Consider the following 19,873-nt stretch of genomic DNA (forward strand, 5'->3'; position numbering starts at 1 on the left):
ATGGCAGAAAATCCAAGTAGTATCGATATTAAGCCCGGCGACTTCGAGCCGTTAGATAAACAAGCGGGTCCTGATAATGAACGGATCGCAGCACCTTCCTTAACGTTCGGCCAAGATGTATGGCGGCGATTGAAGTCTAACAAGACCGCTTTTATCAGCTTTATCGTGTTAGTATTCTTATTCTTAGTGGCATTTGGTGGACGGGCAGTCTACCATGTTGATCCTAATGCACAGTCGCCACGGTATGCGAACCTCCCTCCGAAGATTCCGGGTGTTAGTATCCATGGTTTGAATGGTCACTTGACTCAATCTGGTAAGGACGTTGATGCGTATGCGGCGGCCGGTGCAAAGTCTGACGTGCATTATCTTCTCGGGACTGATTATCTGGGCCGGGACTTACTGGCGCGGATTATGTATGGGACCCGGATCTCACTTGAAATTGCGTTGATTGCTACTTTGATTGACCTGACGATTGGGGTCGGATTCGGGATACTCTCCGGTTGGAAAGGTGGGCGCGTCGATTTATTCATGCAACGTGTGATTGAAATCCTCTCGTCCATCCCACAATTGGTTATCATGGTGTTGATGGCCACGGCCTTCACGAAGACTGGGATGGCCTCAATCATTGCGGCTATCGCGATCACTGGTTGGACCACGATGGCCCGGCTGACTCGAGCACAGACCTTGCAATTGAAGAATCAAGACTTTATTTTGGCTGCACGGACACTGGGTGAATCACCCGTCAAGATTGCTTGGAAACACTTGTTACCAAACCTTTCAAGTGTCATTATTATTCAAACGATGTTCACGATACCAAGTGCGATCTTCTTCGAAGCGTTCTTGAGTTATATCGGGATTGGGATCAGTTCACCACAAGCTTCATTGGGGACGTTGATCTCTGATGGGCAGAAGAACTTCCAATTCTTGCCATATCAGATGTGGTACCCAGCCATCGTGCTGATCATCTTGATGCTCGCCTTTAACTTGTTAGGTGACGGGATGCGCGATGCGTTTGATCCAAAGTCAAAACGTTAGGAGGACGGCAGCACTATGGAAAAACCAGAAAATGTGATTGAGGTCCGCAACTTGGAAATCAATTTCCATACTTATGCGGGCGAAGTTAAAGCCATCCGTGACGTTAGCTTTGATTTACGTAAGGGTGAAACCTTGGCAATTGTTGGTGAATCAGGGTCTGGTAAGTCAGTGACGACACGTTCACTGATGGGCCTGTTAGCACCTAATGCTGAAATTAAACGTGGGAGCATTATGTTCCACGGTGAAGATATTATTAAAAAGTCCGAAAAAGACATGCAACACATTCGTGGTAAGGATATTGCCATGATCTTCCAAGACCCAATGACATCATTGGATCCAACAATGCGGATTGGGATGCAGATTGCGGAACCTTTGATGAAACATAAGGGTTTGAAGAAAAAAGAAGCGATTGCCCAAGCGCTAGAGATGTTGAAATTGGTTGGGATTACTAATCCTGAAGGCAGAATCAATGATTATCCATACCAATTCTCAGGCGGGATGCGGCAACGGATTGTGATTGCGATTGCATTGGTCTGCTATCCTGAAGTTCTGATTGCTGATGAACCAACGACTGCCTTGGACGTGACGATTCAAGCCCAGATTCTGGACTTGATGAAGGATTTACAAAATCGAATTGATACGTCGATTATCTTTATCACCCATGACTTAGGTGTCGTGGCCGGAATGGCTGATCGGGTCGCAGTGATGTATGCCGGTAAAATCGTGGAATACGGGACAGTCGATGAGATCTTCTTCAATCCACAACATCCTTATACCTGGGGGTTACTCAATTCGATGCCAACCTTGGATACTGAAAGTGGCTCATTATCAGCGATTCCAGGGACCCCACCAGATTTGTTGGAACCACCAGTTGGTGACGCCTTTGCAGCGCGGAGCGATTACGCGATGAAGATTGATACGGAGAAGGAACCCCCATTCTTTAAGGTTTCTGATACCCATTACGCGGCAACCTGGTTGCTTCATCCAGATGCCCCAAAGGTAACGCCACCTGCTGAAATCGTTCGGCGTCAGCAAAAGTTTGCGGCCATGCAAAAACCGCAAGCACCAATTTCAAATCTCGTAGCAAAGGAGTAAGTAGACATGCCTGATGAACGTAAAAAAATTCTAGAAGTTCGCCATTTAAAGCAGTATTTTAATGTCGGCAAAAAAGATGAAGTCCGGGCCGTTGATGACGTCTCCTTTGACATTTATGAAGGTGAAACATTTGGGTTAGTTGGTGAATCTGGTTCAGGAAAGACCACGACCGGACGTTCCATCATTCACTTATATGAACCAACTGATGGTGAAATCATTTTTGACGGTAAGGACGTTTCTAAATTATACACTAAGAAGGAACGCCATGAATTTCGCCGGGAGATCCAAATGATTTTCCAGGACCCATACGCCTCATTGAATCCACGAATGAAAGTCAAGGATATCGTGGCGGAAGGGATTGATATTCACGGTTTAGCCAAGGATGATGCAGACCGAACCAAGCAAGTTGAAGACTTATTGGAGACGGTTGGTCTTAACAAGGACCACTCTAGTCGTTATCCACATGAATTTTCAGGTGGTCAACGTCAACGGATCGGGATTGCCCGGGCGTTAGCGGTAGAGCCTAAATTCATCATTGCTGATGAACCAATTTCTGCGCTGGACGTTTCGATTCAAGCCCAAGTGGTTAACTTGATGAAGGAATTACAAGTTAAGCAGAACTTGACTTATTTATTTATTGCGCATGATTTGTCAATGGTTAAGTATATCAGTGACCGGATCGGCGTTATGCATTACGGTAAGATTCTGGAAATTGGGCCTGCGGATGAAGTGTATAATCATCCGTTACACAGGTACACCGAGAGTTTGATCTCGGCGGTGCCGGTACCTGATCCAGAGTTTGAACGTAACCGTAAGCAGGTTCCTTATGACGAAACGACCGAACATGACGGTAAGAAGCGGCGAATGGTCGAAATTGCACCAGGGCACTTTGTCCGGGCAACTGAAGACGAAATCCCGATATACACCAAGCGGGCTGTTGACGCGGGGTTAATTACGGAATTTTCTGAGTAACGGCTAATAAAACAGACGGCGAGTGCGAATACTCGACGTCTGTTTTATTATTCAGTAGAATATTTAATTAACTGTTTAGATAAGTTTATTAATTAATAACCATTATAATTAACTCATGTTAACTTGACATATAAATTTAATATGTAAAAAATATTGATGGAATCAATTGTCAAAAAGCCGATTAAATCGGGGATAGACGGCTATTTTTGACCAGCTAAACTGTGACCGGTAGTCAAAGTTATTTGTGTAAATTTTGTAATTATGCAATAATAATATTGTTAATAAAGTTTGTTAACAAATATAACTATTCGTCTTAATAATTGATTCGCACCATTTTTAAAAAAATATTGCGAGTGAAACGTTGACTTAATTGAGGTCGTCAAGGATACGGTTATCGAGCGGCAATGACGAATCGTATCAAAAATATTGATTTAACAGGAATCAATTCGCACTATTTTTTTAAAAATCATGCGAAGGGACAATGGCTTGTTTTGAACGGTTAATGAAAAAAGTACAAATTTCAGGAAGGATGCTGTTAGTATGCAACAACCAATTAATTATATTATGAATATCATGCACCTTGAACGGGACTTAAAACGACTTACGTCGAACTGGTCGTCCGCCACAGGGCTTAGTTTGAACGAGTTACGGATCTTAGTTTATGTCGAACAACATCCTGGTATCCAGATTGGTGATGTGGCAAATGCGTTGAATGTGGCGAAAGCCTCGTTGGCACAAAATATTGGCACCTTGATAACCCAAGGATGGTTGAAAAGTCAACCAATTAAACAAGACCGGCGTTTACGGGTCTTAACGCTTACGAAGGCTGGTCAGGATCGAATGAAGGATGTTGATGCACAATTGACTAAATCACTTGACACGACACCAGCAACACAGTTAGCGGATCAATTATCAGCTTTGCAATTATAGGCAGATGTACACGTTCACGGATATTAAGTGAAGTAATATCCTTAACGCGGGATAAAGGGGAGACTCTTTGTCCCGCGCTTTTGTTTTAGCACTTAATAGTGGGGAGCATTATAGGTTAACAATTACTTTGTTTAGTTTACTCTAGGTTAAGTAATTTAAACTTAATAAGATTGATTGAGGTGTAATGGAGCGTATGCATTATAATGTTGAACCGCTAAGAACGGACCAAGAAATCGATGATTTTTTATGGGCTGTTTCACAAGCGCGTTATGGGGAGCGTAATCGCATGATTGTTTTGGTTGGAATTAACACGGGATTACGAATGAGTGATATTTTACGACTGAAGGTTGGGCAAGTACGTGGCAAAGATCGTGTTATGATCATGGAACAAAAAACGGGCAAGAAGCGCTGGTTGTTTTTGAAAAACCTCAAAACGGAATTAGCCCACTTTACGCGGTATCGGGGGGCAAATGAACCGTTATTCTGTAGTGGTCGGGGCGGAGCTTTAACCGTTAATGGTGTCTATCGAGTCTTTCAGACGGCCGGTGAGTACCTGGAGCGGGATGATATTGGTACGCACACGTTGCGCAAGACATTTGGCTATCATTATTATCAAAAGACTCGTGACATTGCCGGATTGATGATGATTTTCAATCATTCGAGCGAGCAGGTGACAAAACGCTATATTGGCATTGAGCGTGATAATTTGGAACGACAATTATGGGACTTTAAATTAGGCGTTTAATTATGGCAGAGACGCGGGCTATTCATAGCGACTCAATGAGGATTTGAGGTAGGCACAAAAAAGAGCCAGAAGTGTAAACGATTGTTTACGCTTCTGGCTCTAAATTTAATTATCTTATTCGGACTTCGTCTCAGCCGCCAAAACAATCTTGCCGTCTTCAACTTTTGCAACCATGTTCTTAACGTCGCCGTGGTCCAAATAGAAATCGGCGATGCGATCTTCGATTTGTTCCTGGATAACACGCCGGAGTGGGCGAGCCCCCATCTGAGGGTTGTAACCTAGTTCAACGAGTTTTTCCTCGACAGGTTCTGTGACGTGGACGTGTAAGCCTTGGTTAGCTAACATGCCGTTGACATCTTCGATCATCAAACCAACAATTTTCATCAAGTTTTCCTTAGATAAAGCGTTGAATTGAATGATGTCATCGAACCGGTTTAAGAATTCTGGCTTGAAGTAGTCCGTCAACCGGCTAGTGATATCGTGCGTCTTGCCTTCAGCAGCGGCACCAAAACCGACATTAGCTTCACTGTCGCCAGTCCCAGCGTTGGAAGTCATGATGATGATCGTATCCTTGAAGCTGACAGTCCGACCTTGTGAGTCGGTCAGCCGGCCATCATCGAGGATTTGCAAAAACATGTGCATGACATCCGGATGAGCCTTTTCAACTTCGTCTAGTAAGACTAGGCTATATGGATGACGACGAACCTGTTCAGTTAACTGACCGGCTTCTTCATAGCCAACATAGCCAGGCGGTGAACCGATCAACTTAGCTACTGAATGTGGTTCCATGTATTCACTCATGTCAAACCGAATCATGGCGTCTTGGGAACCAAACAGTTCCTTAGCAAGTTGTTTAGCTAATTCAGTTTTACCAACCCCGGTTGGGCCAACAAACATGAAGGAACCAATTGGCCGGCCAGTTCCGTTCAGACCGATTCGATTACGCCGGATGGCCCGGGCAACTGCTTCAACCGCTTGGTCTTGACCAATAACCGTACTCTTAAGGTCGGGTGCTAAGGTCTTCATTTGAGCCTGTTCCTTAGCCTGCAAGTCACCAACTGGAATACTTGTCTTTTCTTCGACAATTTGTTCCATGTCCTTGACTGTTACAGTGGCAGTATCGTTATTAGGCTGGTCTGAACTTTCATCGGGCTTAGCTTTTTCTAACTTAGCAACTTGATCGCGATAGTAGGCGGCTTTTTCGTAGTCTTCCTTCTTCAAGGCGTCCTGTTTCTGCTTTTCTGCCTCGTCGATCTTTTCTTGAATCGTCTTTGGATCGACCGTCTTCAACGTCAAGTTCTTACGTGAACCAGCTTCATCGAGTAAATCGATGGCCTTATCAGGTAAGAAACGATCTTGAATGTAACGATTTGACAACTTGACGGCTGCCACAATGGCATCTTGATCGTACTTAACGTGATGATAGTCTTCGTACTTCTTCTGAATACCTTCGAGAATCTTGATAGATTCTTCCACGCTCGGTTCGTTGACCGTGACCGGTTGGAACCGGCGGGCGAGGGCGGCATCCTTTTCGATGTCGCGGTATTCGTTTAATGTCGTGGCCCCAACTAATTGGAAATCACCACGGGCAAGGGCGGGTTTCAGGACGTTCCCAGCATCCATACCACCTTCAGCATTACCGGCACCCATGATTTCATGGATTTCGTCAATGAAGAGGATGATATTCGGATTGCTTTGAACTTCCTTCATTAATTGTTGCATTCGTTGTTCAAATTGACCTCGAATACCGGTACCTTGAACAAGGGAAGCCACGTCCAAACGAATAATTTCTTTATCTAACAGTTTTTGTGGAACTTGACCAGAAACGATTTTCTGTGCTAGTCCTTCCACGACCGCCGTTTTACCAACCCCAGCTTCACCAATTAAAACGGGGTTATTCTTGGTCCGGCGATTCAAAATCTCGATAACCCGATTAATTTCGGTATCGCGACCAATCACTGGATCGATTTTGCCCTGTTTAGCTTGCGCTGTTAAGTTGAAGCCGTATTGGCCAAGGAGGCCACCGCCGTTGTTATTGCCACGACGATTGCCGCCATTAGGACCAGCTGGCTGGGTCGGTGGGGTCTGTTGTTGCCGGTAAGCGTTATTAGGATCAACGCCACCCTGCATTGCACGGAAAATGTCGTCAAGACCACCAAAACCGAATGGATCTTGTGCCATATCAGCACCTCCAACTCCGTTATTTGGTTGCTGTTCCTGATTCTTTAGCAGTTGATAGCAATTTTGACAAAGGTTGATTTGTCGCCGCTGACCGTTGACGCTCGTATATAAATGGATCGTCGCTTCGTTCTTATGGCAATTGTCACAAAGCATTATGCTGTCACACACCTTTCGCATCAGAAATATAACTAAATCGATTAGGATCATAGTTAAAGGTTCATCGGCTCTTTGACCTTTGTTGACCTTTGACTATTAGTATAGCGAATTTACGGACTGTTGCAAGTGAAAAGCCTCAGGGTCAAAACTGGACGTGCGGCCGGGATAATTCGCAATGGCTGATTGATTCAATTATTTCTGAATAGTCTGGATAGTCGCAACTCATAGCTTGTCATGTAACCGGATTCGTTGTATATTAATTATCTGGTTAGGATAAGTGATGATGTAACTGTCTGTCTATATTATAGTACAAAGCGGTTTTTTTGCATGTATCGAGCCTGACCAGTTTTGATGTTTGCAGCGCATCGTTTTTCATTGGTGACCGTCAACAGCCAGTGAGCGGCGGAGAACTTTGTTCGTAAATATCAAAATAATGATGCAGTAATGTGTCAACCTAACTTTGAGGAGGCGGTAATTGTTTGGCAACGGATTATACCCAGTTAATGGAAGCGTTGCGTCATGGCGAACGCGACAGTTTTACCGTAACGCCGGATGAATTTATGGCTTTTCACGACGCCTATATGAAGTATGAGTATCGTAAACGAGTCATTGGTACAGCGGACTTAGATGGCCGCATTGTTTACCATTTCGAGAAGGATGGTAAGACAACCAATTAATAGGCCTAGCTTGAATGAAAGGGCTTGTATTTTAATTGGATAATTGCTATCATCATTATTAAGGGCTCTTGAGTATACGTGTTGGCGGCAACTCGAATTGACTCGGAACCAATTTTAAATTTATTTATCTTGAAGGAGATCGAATAGTTATGGAAAAGAAAGAATTTCACGTTATCGCAGACACTGGTATCCACGCACGTCCCGCAACTTTATTGGTACAATCAGCAAGTAAGTTCAACTCAGAAATTACGTTGCAATACCAAGACAAGTCCGTTAACTTAAAGTCCATCATGGGTGTTATGTCACTCGGTGTTGGTAAAGACGCTGACGTTACCATTTCTGCTGAAGGTGCCGACGAAGCCGACGCTATCGCAGCTTTAACTGAAACGATGAAGAAAGAAGGATTATCTGAATAATGGCTGAAAAGGTACTAAAAGGAATTGCGGCCAGTGATGGTGTTGCAATTGCTAAGGCCTATATGCTAGTTGATCCAGATTTATCATTCGAAAAGACAACAGTTTCCGATACGGATGCTGAAGTTGCACGGTTACATGACGCTTTCGATGCTTCCAAGGCTGAACTAAAGGTCATTAAAGACAAAGCGGTTGAAAACTTGGGTGAAGAAGAAGCAGAAGTTTTTGAAGCTCATATCACCATTTTGTCTGACCCAGAAATGCTCGGACAAATTGAAGGTAAGATCAAGGATGATAAAGTCAATGCTGAAGAAGCTTTGAAGGAAGTTACTGATACTTTCATTTCAATGTTTGAAGCGATGACGGATAATGCATATATGCAAGAACGAGCCGGTGATATTCGCGACGTAACGAAGCGGGTCTTAAGCCACTTGTTAGGGGTAACCTTACCAAGTCCAGCTTTAATTGACTCCGAAGTAATCGTGGTTGCCCACGATTTAACACCTAGTGATACAGCTCAACTTGATCGTAAGTATGTTAAGGGCTTCATTACTGACATTGGTGGTCGGACTAGTCATTCAGCCATCATGTCACGGACGCTTGAAATTCCAGCGGTCGTTGGATCTGAATCTGCCACGACTGATATCAAAGAAGGCGATACGGTCGTCTTGGATGGTATCAACGGTGACGCTTTAGTATCCCCAACGGATGCTGAAGTTGCTGATTACCAACAAAAGGCTAAAGACTTTGTTGCGCAAAAGGCTGAATGGGCTAAGTTGAAGAACGAGGCCACCGTTTCTAAGGACGGCAAGCACTTTGAATTAGCTTCTAACATCGGGACACCTGACGATATGGATGGGGTTTTGGATGCTGGCTCTGAAGCCATTGGATTATTCCGTTCAGAATTCTTGTACATGAACAGTTCAGAATTACCTGACGAAGATACCCAATTTGAAGCTTACAAGAAGGTTGTCGAAGGGATGAACGGCAAACCCGTTATTGTTCGGACCATGGATATCGGTGGTGACAAGGAATTACCTTACTTGCCATTACCTGATGAAATGAACCCATTCTTGGGTTATCGGGCTATTCGGATTTCCCTCGATCGTGATGACATCTTCCGGACCCAGTTACGTGCGTTATTACGTGCGTCACATTACGGTCAATTACGGATTATGTTCCCAATGATTGCAACGCTTGACGAATTCCGTAAAGCCAAAGCTATCTTTGAGGAAGAAAAAGCCAAGTTGGTTGCAGCTGGTACGCCTGTTGCTGACGACATCAAGCTTGGTATCATGATTGAAATCCCAGCGGCAGCTATTTTAGCTGACCAGTTTGCTAAGGAAGTCGACTTCTTTAGTATTGGGACTAACGACTTGATTCAATACTCATTTGCTGCTGATCGTGGTAACGAACAAGTGTCATACTTGTATCAACCATACAACCCATCGTTGTTGCGTTTGATCAAGCATGTTATTGACGCTGCTCACGCGAACGGCCGCTTCACGGGTATGTGTGGTGAAGTTGCTGGGGATCAGATTGCGGTGCCATTATTGATGGGCTTAGGTTTGGATGAATTCTCAATGAGTTCAACTTCCGTGCTTAAGACACGTTCATTAATGAAGAAACTTGATACTAAGGAAATGGCTAAATTAGCTGATAAGGCACTTAACGAGTGTGTTACTAACGAAGAAGTCAAAGAATTAGTTGAAAAGAACGTCTTCGGTAAATAAACAATCAAACTAAGAGCAAATCTGCAGATTTGCTCTTTTTTTGTGGGTAAATGCGGGTCATTAACCAGTTGGTACTAGCCCCGGGTTTAGCACGACGGGGGAGTGGGCTACCCGCACCGGTATGATGAGAGCTGGCACAGTACATGACGCGAATTGACTGGACATTTAGGCATTGTGACAATTGTCCATAGTTGCGACCGCGCGCTAGTCAATGATGGACACAGGGCACATTGCTACTCGCTGTTGACGGTGAAGAGTTGGTGTAGTGAAAACGATGTAATGGCGGTGTTGAGTGATGCCTAGCGATTACAATTCATCATTTCGAATTCATTTTCTATAGGTGTAGCTGGTCAGATAGATTTTGTCATGAACTCTTAATTTATATTAAGATTATTTGCAACTCGGATATTTAACCAATATAATGTTTATAATACAGGCATTAAGTCGAATTCGTGATGATCATGAAATAATGATCTAAGCGCGGTTAAGCAACATCGATTAGCAGCACGGTTAATTGATGGAAATAAGGGGAGAATCTACGTGAATATCGGGATATTTACAGACACATACTATCCACAAGTGAGTGGGGTCGCAACGTCAATCAAGGTGTTACGCAATCAACTCGAACGGGCTGGTCATCAAGTCTATATCTTTACGACCACGGATCCCCATGTTGATAAGAATATTTATGAACGCAATATTTTTCGGTTTACGAGTATTCCATTTGTTTCGTTCACGGATCGGCGCATCGCCGTTCGCGGGCTTTTTAAGGCTTACCAGGTTGCTAAGGATCTTGGCCTGGATATTGTTCATACGCAGACAGAATTCTCCATGGGGATGATTGGTAAGTTTGTTGCCAAACAATTAAAAGTCCCATGTATCCATACGTACCACACGATGTATGAGGATTATCTACATTATATTGCGAATGGTAAGTTGTTAAAGCCATACCACGTTAAGGAGGCCACACGGGCGTATTGTTATCATCTGAACGGGATTGTAGCACCGAGTGAGCGGGTTGCAAATACACTGACGGGCTACGGCGTTAAAGCGCCAATTCGCATTATTCCGACTGGAATCGACATTAATCAGTACGAGCAGCAGTCGACGGTGGATTATCGGCAAAGACTCGGCTATCAGTCTGATACGCCAGTATTACTTTCCTTGAGTCGTTTGGCCTACGAGAAAAACATTCACGAAGTCATTGCAGCCCTACCGGCGATCTTAGAACAGGTGCCGAATGCCCAACTCCTGATTGTAGGTGATGGTCCGGCACGTGAAACACTGGAAAATCAGGTTCAAGACGCCGGCTTAACGGCGCACGTACAATTTACCGGTGAAATTGATAATGATGAAGTTTATAACTATTACCAGATGGCTGACCTGTTCGTTTCGGCTTCGAACTCAGAATCACAGGGGCTGACGTACATTGAAGCAATGGCTGCGGGCCTTAAAACGGTAGTGGCTGCTAGTCCGTACACGGATCAATTACTTGATGATCCGTCACTGGGGACGACCTTTACAAGTGAGACCGATCTGATCAAGGATGTTGTGCGTTATTTACAACATCCCAATACTTTTAACGATCCCAAGCCACGGCAGAAGAAGCTTTACCAAATTTCCGCAGAGTATTTCGGCAAGCAAGTGATCAACTACTATCAAGACGTACAGCTGGCGTATTCTGAATCAGCGGATAAATCGGCGAATATTAGTAATTAACGTGTGTCAAATCGTCAATGAGCACCGCCAAACCGGGGATGCTTATTCGACGTATGACGCGTAAGGGGACGAATTATGTTAGACATTACCATGTTTTCAAAAGCTGACTCCGTCAAGGGTCAGGGAGTCGGCAGCGCCTATCTAGAATTGATGCGGTTGTTGCGGACCCATTGGCAGGATGAATTTAATATTAAAGTCAATCGATATGGGCGCTCCGCCGTTTCACATTACCATACGGTTAATCCAATGTTTTACCTGTCTACGTTTATGCCTAATCGAGGCCGTAAAATCGGTTACGTGCATTTCTTACCAGAGACGCTCGAGGGTAGCTTGAAGTTGCCACGACCATTCCAAATGATTTTCAATCGTTATTTAATCTCATTTTATAAGCGGATGGACCACATTGTGGTGGTGAACCCGACTTTCATTCCAAAATTGGAAGCATACCATATCAAAAGAGCAGATGTAACGTATATTCCGAATTTTGTCAGCAAACGTGAATTTTACGAAATGACTAAGGCTAAACAGTTGCGCTTGCGCCAACAATACGGCTATGATCAAAATAAATTCATGATTATCGGGACCGGTCAGATTCAGGATCGGAAAGGTGTTCCTGATTTTATTACGCTTGCAAAGCAGAATCCAGATATCCAGTTTGTATGGGCCGGTGGGTTCTCGTTTGGCCGAATTACGGATGGTTATCAGGAGTTGAAGCAGGTGGTGGATAACCCGCCAGCTAATCTGTCGTTTCCAGGCATCGTTCCTCGTGAGAAATTGGTGGACTATTATAATATGGCGGATCTTTTCTTACTGCCTTCTTATAACGAGTTATTTCCGATGTCCGTGTTGGAAGCCTTCAGTTGTGGGACACCAGTATTGCTCCGGGATTTAGATTTGTACCGGGCAATCATTGATGGCTACTATCAAGCAGCCAGTGATGTTGATGATATGCAACGACAGATCGACCAGTTACGCCATAATCCAGCCGGGTTGCAATTCTTGCATGACAAGGCGGTTTTGGCTGCTCAGGATTATTCGGAAGAGCGCCTTGCCAAAGTTTGGCATGATTTTTATTTGCAACAGGCAAAAGAGGGGTAGTCAATGACAAGAAAAAATATCTGGTCATTACTCGTAATGGTTGCGTTAGGCGTCGGCATTTCGTGGTACTCACTGCGCAATGTCAAACTAAGCAATCTAATGGACGATATTCTCACTTTGAATTGGTGGTGGTTATTAGTTGCGTTAGGGTGTGTCGGACTATACTTCGGTCTGGAAGCCGTGGTGGTGCAAAAGTTTGTCAGGCACCGTTATCGGAACTATCGCTTTAAGAGTGCCCTGCGCGTTCCTTTAGCCGAGCAACTATTCAACGGTATCACCCCGTTTTCTTCGGGTGGCCAACCTGCCCAAATCTTCGTGATGGCACAATCAGGGATTGACGCTGGGCGGGCAAGTTCAGTTGCATTGATGAAGTTTGTTGTTTTTCAGGCCATGGTGGTATTGAATTTCTTATTCGCCATGTTAATTGGTTTTCATTATTTAGCTGAAAAGTTAAGTTACCTGTCACTATACGTTTTGTTAGGTTTTCTGATTCACTTTGCGGTGATTGTTGGTCTGTTGCTGGTGATGTACTGGTACAACTTTACAAAACGAGCGGTGAAGATCGTCTTGATCCCGGTCAGCTGGTTTATGAAAGCTGAGCGATTTGCCAAGTTCGAAAACAATATTAGTGAAAAAATCGATTCGTTCTACGAAGAAAGCGTTCGAATGACCAAGGACTGGCGGATGCTGGTCGAAGTTTGTATCGTCACCTTCTTACAGCTACTGTTTTACTACCTGATTCCGTATTTTATTATGCGGGCAATGGGAATCGATGATGTTAATTTGATTATGGTGACTAGTTTGAACGTGTTGATCTTCTTAGTGACATCACTATTCCCGATTCCAGGTGGGGCCGGTGGTGCTGAATTTGGTTTCACGGCGTTGTTTGCTAAGTTCATTCCCAGCCACAGTAAGCTGATTTTAGCGATGCTGATCTGGCGGATCTTAACGTATTATTTAGGACTATTCTTAGGGATGATCGCCATGGCGATGCGGCCTGAAAAAGCAGAAGAAATTCCGATTGCGGCACCTAGCCGGTCGGATTCACAAGAACAGTAATTTTAATGGGCCGACATCATTGTTCGACCCATTTTTCGCGGTTACGAATTAAAGGAAGGTACTATGTTAAAGTTAATCAAACAACGGTTGGTATGGGGACTAGTGTTGACAGCGACAGTCAGCGGGGTGTTGAGCTGCAATGTAGCGGCACACGCGACCAGTAGTAAGGCGGATGAGGTCAAAGCCGCCTACGTGATGGATGCCAAGTCTGGTCAGGTCGTTTATGCGCAGAATGCCGATCAGAAATTACCAATTGCGTCCTTGAGTAAGCTCATGACGCTGTATTTAGTTGAACGGGCCATCGAGCATGGTCAAATCAAGTGGACGGATGCAGTCCCAATTCGCAAAAATGTCCGCAAGATGGCAACCAGTGCAACTTTATCCGTAATGCCGATGCCTGCCAAGGAGACGTTTACGGTTAGGGAGTTATTCGCAGCTACCTTGGTAGGGTCTTCGAATAGTGGTGCCATTGCGCTGGGGGAGTATGTTGCTGGCAGTAATGATAAGTTCATTAAATTAATGAATCAACAAGCGGCCAAATGGCATTTGGATGCGAGTTTTATTAGCGCTTCGGGACTTGATAATACTGATTTAAAAAATTACGATTTAAAAATCAAGGGAACCAGCGATCAGGACCAAAATCTGGTGTCAGCAAGGGCTGTGACGACCATTGCACAACATTTGATTGATGCTTACCCCGATGTTATTCAAGTTGCTAATCAACGTTCAGTCAAAATTCATAAGTATACGGTCCCAACTTCGGTGGAGATCCTGAAGGGCGCCGAGTACTATGATCCCCGCGTGCCAGTCGATGGACTGAAGACCGGTTATACGAATCAGGCCGGTGCTTGCTTAGTCGCTACATACCGGCAGAACGGCCACCGGATGATTGCAACAACACTTGGCGGTGCGTGGCAGTTTACGGCGAACAACAACTTGCGGCTGATGCTCAAAACGACCGAGCAGTATAAACAGGTTGTACCTAAGAGCATCAATTATCAGATTCCGGGGACGCAGACCAAAGTGCGTCTGGTGACGAAGTACAATTCAAAACTGTGGGTGAATAGTAAGCAGCCAATAACGCAGACCAAAATTGCTTTGTGGCCATTACATCGGACAGCGCCAAATTATCTGGCTGCTAATACGGCCGTTCTTAAATTGCGATTGACGGATCCATTGTCAGGAACGACGAAGGAAGTCATTTATCGGACGCCTGAAGCGCTGACGATGCTTGGACCACTTCAATGGGCAACGGCGCCCGCGAAACGGACCACCACGGGCACGTATGCGTTCGCAAAGTGATGCTCGCTTAATAGATCGTGTGATGCTGAAGACAAATAAAGGTGCGCCAACTATCGTAATTTACGAGTAGTTGGCGCACCTTTTTGAGTTGAATCCAATTCAGTCATTGAAATGACTAACAGTGATGACCTAGGACAGTTAGTTGGTGGACTGTCGTTGCTTAGTTGATACAGTTAGCAGGTTCCTGCATATATGCAGTGAGGCGATCCATGGCCTGGTGGAGCTTTTCCATGCTAGCAGCGTAACTTAGACGCACGTAGCCTTCCCCCTCGGCACCAAAACCAGTCCCTGGAATAATCGCGAGCTGATTCTTGCGTGCTAAGTCTTTACAGAATGCCATCGAGTCTTGTTCAAAGCCAGCTGGAATTTTCGCGAAGATATAAAAGGCTCCGGTAGGACGTGCGATTTTGAAACCGAGCTTCGACATCGTTTGATAAACGAAATCACGCCGAGCTTGGTATTCTTGCCGCATTGGTTGCGCATCATCGATTCCGTTGGTGAGGGCTTCAACACCGGCCTTCTGAGCAATCGTGGTTGCTGCAGTGACGTAGTATTGGTGGACTTTTTTAAGTTGGGCCGTCATTTCCTTAGAGGCAAACAGGAAGCCGATTCGCCAGCCAGTCATAGCATGAGACTTCGATAAGCCATTGATCAGGATCACTTCGTCAGGAATGAATTTAGCAATTGAGACGTGGTCGCTACCGTAAGTCAGTTCACTGTAAATTTCATCGGATACGACCCACAAGTTATGGCGATGGAAACAGTCGGCGAGCGCTTTGATTTCATCTTCAACATAGGTGACACCAGTGGGGTTATTCGGGTAGTTTAACACGATTCCCTTGAAGTTCTCGTCAGGATGAGCAGCAATAAAATCGTCGACCATCTTAGGCGTAATGACAAAATCGTTAACGCCCGTATCCATGAAGAGGGGCTTGGCATGTGCTTCTTGAATGATGGGGATGTACGCTGGAAAGATTGGGGACGGGATGATAATGGCGTCACCAGGATTACAGATCGTCGTTAATGCAGTTGCGATAGCTTCAGTCGCTCCCACGGTCACTAAGACTTGGTCTTCAGCATCATAGTGGACGCCGTACTTTGTCTCTTGAAAGTGGGCGGCCGCTTGGCGTAGCTCCAACAGACCTGCCATGCCAGTATAGTGGGAGTAGTTGTCATCAATCGCCTTTTTAGCAGCCACTTTAACGTGCTCAGGCGTGTTGAAATCGGGTTCACCGAGCGTTAACTTGACCATATCAGGTATCGCACTAACTTCTTCGTCAAACTGGCGGATGGTTGAAACTTGAATGTGACTGATGGTTTCATTGAGATCGTCTCTAAATAGTGTCATATATCCGAACTCCTTTAATTTATAAGTTGTTCTAATTTTAGCACAACTTCTCACCGTCTTAGCAGGAAGTTAGGGTATAATTATAAGTGTGAAAATTTGTGGTAAAAATGGGCTTTCTACTAAAAAAACGTGTTATTAGTCCTATTTTTTGCTAGAATGTAAACAAAACTTGAAGGAGCGAGATTAGTATAATGGATAAATCTGAACTATCAGCAATTCTCAAACGACTAGAAGCCATGCGCACAACTGAAGCAACCGAAGTGCAATCACGGCGGTTCGAAAAGGAAGGCGTTCAACGTGGGCAAGTAGCGTATGATCCCGCTACCTCGACGTACACGTTACAAGAATTCAATCCAGACCAAACGTTTGAATTTGATAACATTGACCTCGTGGCAATTGAATTATACGATTTGCTAACGGATAACTAGATTCCCCCAAAATCCAGATAGATTTTCGATAGATCCATATTATGACGCGTTGTAATGTTGAAGAATTTTTGAAGAAATCTTCAAGATATTGCTAACTAGTACGCAACCGTTATAATATGGATTTGTTAATAGCAATAACGGAGGAAGAAATTACCATGCCTAAATTTATAAAAAACACGGTTGGGAAGGTCAACACAACGTTGGGCTTTTACCTCCTAACCGTGGTCTTATTTTGGCTAAAGACATATATCGCTTATAAGAGCGAGTTTACTTTAGGGGTTAAGGGACCCGTTCAGGAATTTATCTTGTTCTTGAATCCATTTCCGACAGCGATCGTGCTGCTCGGTATTGCCCTATATTTCCGTGGTCGCTTAAAGTATTGGATTATGATGATCATTGACGCCCTACAGACGACGTGGTTATTTGCCAATATCTTGTATTACCGGGAATTCTCTGATTTCATGTCGGCGGGGGTAATTAAGAGTTCCGGTGCTGCTAGTAATAACCTCGGAAAGAGTTTGGGACAGATCATTCATGGAACCGACTTCCTAGTTTATGCAGATGTCGTGTTGCTGATTCTGTTATTAGCCTTCAAGGTCATTCGGATCGATCCACGGCCTTTCAAAATTCGGTATGCGGCAACACTGACCATGATTGGGGTGGCGTTGTTTGCTGTTGACCTCGGCATGTCTGAACATGACCGTTCAGATTTATTGACGCGGACTTTTGATAACAACTACATCGTTAAGTACTTGGGACTCAACACATATGCAGGGTATAGCTTCTATCAGACCGAAAAGGAAAGTGCGACGCGCGCCCAAGCAAGTAGTAGTGATATGAAGAGTGTGTTAGCCTACCTCAAGAAAAACCAGGCTGGCGAGAACGTCAAATACTTTGGTAAAGCGAAGGGCAAGAACGTCTTCGTGATTCATTTGGAAAGTTTCCAGCAATTTTTAATTGATTATAAGGTCGATGGTAAGGAAGTTACCCCGAACCTGAACAAGTTCTATCATGATAAGAGTACTTTGAGTTTTGATAATTTCTACCATCAAGTGGCGCAAGGGAAGACCTCTGATGCTGAAATGATGATGGAAAACTCCTTGTTTGGTTTACCAACCGGGTCAGCGATGACGCAGTATGGGACGTCGAATACGTTCCAGGCAGCGCCAGCAATCCTGTCACAAAAGGGCTATACGACTGCGGCTTTCCACGGTGATGTGGCTAGTTTCTGGAATCGGGATAACGCGTATAAGTCGTGGGGGTATAACTACTTCTTCTACTCTTCTTACTATAAAGAGAAGTCAGACTACAATATTGGTTATGGCTTGAAGGATAAAATCTTCTTCAAAGACTCTGTTAAGTATTTGGAGCAATTACCACAACCATTCTACGCAAAGCTGATTACGTTGACGAACCACTATCCATACGAATTGGATAAGAAGAACCAGTCGATCGATAAGACGACGACCGGGGATTCAACCGTTGATGGCTACGTTCAAACGGCCCATTATCTTGATCAAGCCTTTGCCGAATTCATTAGTTACTTGAAGAAGGCCGGCTTATATAAGAATAGTATGATTGTGCTTTATGGAGATCATTATGGGATTTCAAACAACCATAAGGCTGCCATTGCACAGTTATTGGGTAAAAAGTCGGTAACGAGTTTCGACTTGGCTCAATTCCAGAAAGTACCATTTATGATTCATTCTGAAGGAATCAAGGGTGGTATTAACCACACGTATGGTGGTGAAATTGATGCGTTGCCAACGATTTTTGACCTGTTAGGGATCAAGAACAAGGGTTACATCCAGTTCGGAACGGACTTACTGTCGAAACAGCATAACCAGACAGTGGCTTTCCGGAACGGGGATTTTGTCTCACCGACATATACGAAGATCAGTGGGACAGTCTATGATTCGAAGACCGGTAAGAAGCTAACGGATATGACGACGAAGCAGAAGGATACTGTCAAACAGATGCAAAATCATGTGACGACGGAACTCTCACTCTCTGATCGGGTCATCCAGGGTGACTTACTACGGTTCTACACGCCTAAGGGCTTTAAGAAGGGCAATAAGTCGGACTATAGTTATAAGCTGACTAAGACCCTCAAATCATTGAAAGAGATCCAAGCTGAGAAGAAGACGAGTGTTCTCTCGAAGCATAAGGGCAAATCAACGGAGAGTCTGTATAAGACGGATGCACCAGAACTGTCTAGCTCGAGTGACAGTAGTAGTAGTTCAAGCAGTAGTTCTGATTAATCGAACTCGTATCAACTAAGGGATAACGCTGACGGCGTTATCCCTTTTTGGTTGCGGAAGTAAGCTGTCACTTGTTTTGACCACAGCGCGGTACACTATTATTAAGCCGATTGTTGCGCAGTGTGAATTGACACTGATGGTGAACGATGAAGTATTACCAATTTTGGGGTCCCAAGTAAATGCAAAGTTGGAATGGTAGGCGCGTCGCGGATGTTGTGAACCGATAAAGTACGGTGATGAGGTGGGGGATGCTGACTGATTGGTTGTCTTGATTTGGTAGATTGTCAGCGAAATAATATTCATTATGCTAGCGTTGGTTTACTTTGAAAAACAGTCGTTGAAAATTAAAGGGAGATTTATTGAACTTTTGCTTGCTATCTTAATAAAAACCCCGTAAAATATAGTCTATTGCGACATTAATCGGTGTTTAAAACTTTTCTGAAATTAATTCATAAAAAGGGTTGACCCGGGTCGTTATTCTTGGTATTATATTTCTTGTCGTTAAGAGCGATATGCAACATTACTCATTATTATGAATATTCAAATTGATGTGAGCATTTACATTGAATAGTTATTCAAAATAATTTATAAAAAGATGTTGACAGCTTGTTCTGATGATGATAGACTTTAATAGTTGCGTTGAGGTAATCAACGAACGATTTAGACCTTTGAAAACTGAACAAAGTTTCGACGAATCAAATGTGTAGGGTCTCTTGATTTT

General features: G+C 44.1%; 16 protein-coding genes. 14 read left to right on the plus strand and 2 right to left on the minus strand.

Annotated elements, in window-relative coordinates; translation table 11 throughout:
• From MMY95_RS08490 to MMY95_RS08510, 5 genes are all read left to right on the plus strand, one after another.
• Window positions 1-1,035 (plus strand): ABC transporter permease, encoded by a 1,035-nt coding sequence (locus tag MMY95_RS08490; protein WP_003643239.1) that lies wholly within the window; start codon window positions 1-3, stop codon window positions 1,033-1,035.
• Between the two features lie 15 nt (window positions 1,036-1,050).
• The gene (locus tag MMY95_RS08495) at window positions 1,051-2,130 is read left to right on the plus strand and encodes an ABC transporter ATP-binding protein (RefSeq protein WP_241277592.1); all 1,080 of its coding nucleotides are present in this window, start codon (window positions 1,051-1,053) and stop codon (window positions 2,128-2,130) included.
• Between the two features lie 6 nt (window positions 2,131-2,136).
• Window positions 2,137-3,102 carry an ATP-binding cassette domain-containing protein gene (locus MMY95_RS08500; protein ID WP_104795629.1) on the plus strand — a complete coding sequence of 322 codons (966 nt, stop codon included), beginning with the start codon at window positions 2,137-2,139 and terminating at the stop codon, window positions 3,100-3,102.
• 540 nt (window positions 3,103-3,642) lie between these two features.
• Window positions 3,643-4,032, plus strand: a complete 390-nt coding sequence (locus MMY95_RS08505; RefSeq protein ID WP_003643287.1) for a MarR family transcriptional regulator — start codon at window positions 3,643-3,645, stop codon at window positions 4,030-4,032.
• A gap of 193 nt (window positions 4,033-4,225) precedes the next feature.
• The gene (locus MMY95_RS08510; protein WP_003646539.1) at window positions 4,226-4,777 is read left to right on the plus strand and encodes a tyrosine-type recombinase/integrase; all 552 of its coding nucleotides are present in this window, start codon (window positions 4,226-4,228) and stop codon (window positions 4,775-4,777) included.
• Window positions 4,778-4,891: 114 nt separating this feature from the next.
• Here the strand turns inward: MMY95_RS08510 and MMY95_RS08515 are convergent, their stop codons facing one another.
• Window positions 4,892-7,111, minus strand: a complete 2,220-nt coding sequence (locus MMY95_RS08515) for an ATP-dependent Clp protease ATP-binding subunit (RefSeq protein ID WP_003644206.1) — start codon at window positions 7,109-7,111, stop codon at window positions 4,892-4,894.
• A gap of 482 nt (window positions 7,112-7,593) precedes the next feature.
• On the opposite strand from MMY95_RS08515, the gene MMY95_RS08520 reads away from it, so the two are divergent.
• The 7 genes from MMY95_RS08520 to MMY95_RS08550 all read left to right on the plus strand — a co-directional run bounded on the left by MMY95_RS08520 (window position 7,594) and on the right by MMY95_RS08550 (window position 15,115).
• Window positions 7,594-7,791: a hypothetical protein gene (locus tag MMY95_RS08520; RefSeq protein ID WP_003646540.1), complete on the plus strand. Its 198-nt coding sequence runs from the start codon at window positions 7,594-7,596 to the stop codon at window positions 7,789-7,791.
• A 149-nt stretch (window positions 7,792-7,940) separates the two neighbouring features.
• Entirely contained in the window at window positions 7,941-8,207 is a 267-nt protein-coding gene (locus tag MMY95_RS08525; RefSeq protein ID WP_003638282.1) for a phosphocarrier protein HPr, read from the plus strand.
• Window positions 8,207-9,937: a phosphoenolpyruvate--protein phosphotransferase gene (ptsP, locus tag MMY95_RS08530; protein WP_053267061.1), complete on the plus strand. Its 1,731-nt coding sequence runs from the start codon at window positions 8,207-8,209 to the stop codon at window positions 9,935-9,937. Before MMY95_RS08525 ends, ptsP begins: the two co-directional genes overlap by 1 nt.
• A 540-nt stretch (window positions 9,938-10,477) precedes the next feature.
• Entirely contained in the window at window positions 10,478-11,656 is a 1,179-nt protein-coding gene (locus tag MMY95_RS08535) for a glycosyltransferase family 4 protein (RefSeq protein WP_003643292.1), read from the plus strand.
• Window positions 11,657-11,731: 75 nt separating this feature from the next.
• Window positions 11,732-12,754: a glycosyltransferase gene (locus MMY95_RS08540; protein WP_003643293.1), complete on the plus strand. Its 1,023-nt coding sequence runs from the start codon at window positions 11,732-11,734 to the stop codon at window positions 12,752-12,754.
• A 3-nt stretch (window positions 12,755-12,757) separates the two neighbouring features.
• Complete coding sequence (locus MMY95_RS08545; protein ID WP_003643294.1) at window positions 12,758-13,813, plus strand: lysylphosphatidylglycerol synthase transmembrane domain-containing protein; 1,056 nt, start codon at window positions 12,758-12,760, stop codon at window positions 13,811-13,813.
• 63 nt (window positions 13,814-13,876) lie between these two features.
• On the plus strand, window positions 13,877-15,115 hold the full coding sequence (locus MMY95_RS08550) for a D-alanyl-D-alanine carboxypeptidase family protein (RefSeq protein ID WP_016511307.1): 1,239 nt from the start codon (window positions 13,877-13,879) through the stop codon (window positions 15,113-15,115).
• Window positions 15,116-15,275: 160 nt separating this feature from the next.
• On the opposite strand, the gene MMY95_RS08555 is transcribed toward MMY95_RS08550, so the two are convergent.
• A complete protein-coding gene (locus MMY95_RS08555) occupies window positions 15,276-16,463 on the minus strand; it encodes a pyridoxal phosphate-dependent aminotransferase (RefSeq protein ID WP_053267059.1) in 1,188 nt (395 codons plus the stop codon).
• Between the two features lie 191 nt (window positions 16,464-16,654).
• Between MMY95_RS08555 and MMY95_RS08560 the strand changes: the two genes are divergently transcribed.
• Together MMY95_RS08560 and MMY95_RS08565 are read left to right on the plus strand one after the other, a co-directional pair.
• Entirely contained in the window at window positions 16,655-16,891 is a 237-nt protein-coding gene (locus MMY95_RS08560; protein ID WP_003643297.1) for a YkuJ family protein, read from the plus strand.
• Window positions 16,892-17,046: 155 nt separating this feature from the next.
• Window positions 17,047-19,152, plus strand: coding sequence for an LTA synthase family protein (locus MMY95_RS08565; RefSeq protein WP_053267058.1), 2,106 nt, complete (start codon window positions 17,047-17,049; stop codon window positions 19,150-19,152).
• Window positions 19,153-19,873 lie beyond the last annotated feature (721 nt).

This window comes from Lactiplantibacillus sp. ME-2 (assembly GCF_022549155.1).
Taxonomy (GTDB): domain Bacteria; phylum Bacillota; class Bacilli; order Lactobacillales; family Lactobacillaceae; genus Lactiplantibacillus; species Lactiplantibacillus plantarum.

Excerpts from the sequence above, each read along its gene's own strand:
- ptsP (WP_053267061.1), top strand. The coding sequence starts at position 8,207 with ATGGCTGAAAAGGTACTAAAAGGAATTGCGGCCAGTGATGGTGTTGCA.
- MMY95_RS08490 (WP_003643239.1), top strand. The coding sequence starts at position 1 with ATGGCAGAAAATCCAAGTAGTATCGATATTAAGCCCGGCGACTTCGAG.
- MMY95_RS08560 (WP_003643297.1), top strand. The coding sequence starts at position 16,655 with ATGGATAAATCTGAACTATCAGCAATTCTCAAACGACTAGAAGCCATG.
- MMY95_RS08545 (WP_003643294.1), top strand. The coding sequence starts at position 12,758 with ATGACAAGAAAAAATATCTGGTCATTACTCGTAATGGTTGCGTTAGGC.
- MMY95_RS08505 (WP_003643287.1), top strand. The coding sequence starts at position 3,643 with ATGCAACAACCAATTAATTATATTATGAATATCATGCACCTTGAACGG.
- MMY95_RS08540 (WP_003643293.1), top strand. The coding sequence starts at position 11,732 with ATGTTAGACATTACCATGTTTTCAAAAGCTGACTCCGTCAAGGGTCAG.
- MMY95_RS08500 (WP_104795629.1), top strand. The coding sequence starts at position 2,137 with ATGCCTGATGAACGTAAAAAAATTCTAGAAGTTCGCCATTTAAAGCAG.
- MMY95_RS08515 (WP_003644206.1), bottom strand. The coding sequence starts at position 7,111 with ATGCTTTGTGACAATTGCCATAAGAACGAAGCGACGATCCATTTATAT.
- MMY95_RS08550 (WP_016511307.1), top strand. The coding sequence starts at position 13,877 with ATGTTAAAGTTAATCAAACAACGGTTGGTATGGGGACTAGTGTTGACA.
- MMY95_RS08495 (WP_241277592.1), top strand. The coding sequence starts at position 1,051 with ATGGAAAAACCAGAAAATGTGATTGAGGTCCGCAACTTGGAAATCAAT.
- MMY95_RS08565 (WP_053267058.1), top strand. The coding sequence starts at position 17,047 with ATGCCTAAATTTATAAAAAACACGGTTGGGAAGGTCAACACAACGTTG.
- MMY95_RS08555 (WP_053267059.1), bottom strand. The coding sequence starts at position 16,463 with ATGACACTATTTAGAGACGATCTCAATGAAACCATCAGTCACATTCAA.
- MMY95_RS08510 (WP_003646539.1), top strand. The coding sequence starts at position 4,226 with ATGCATTATAATGTTGAACCGCTAAGAACGGACCAAGAAATCGATGAT.
- MMY95_RS08525 (WP_003638282.1), top strand. The coding sequence starts at position 7,941 with ATGGAAAAGAAAGAATTTCACGTTATCGCAGACACTGGTATCCACGCA.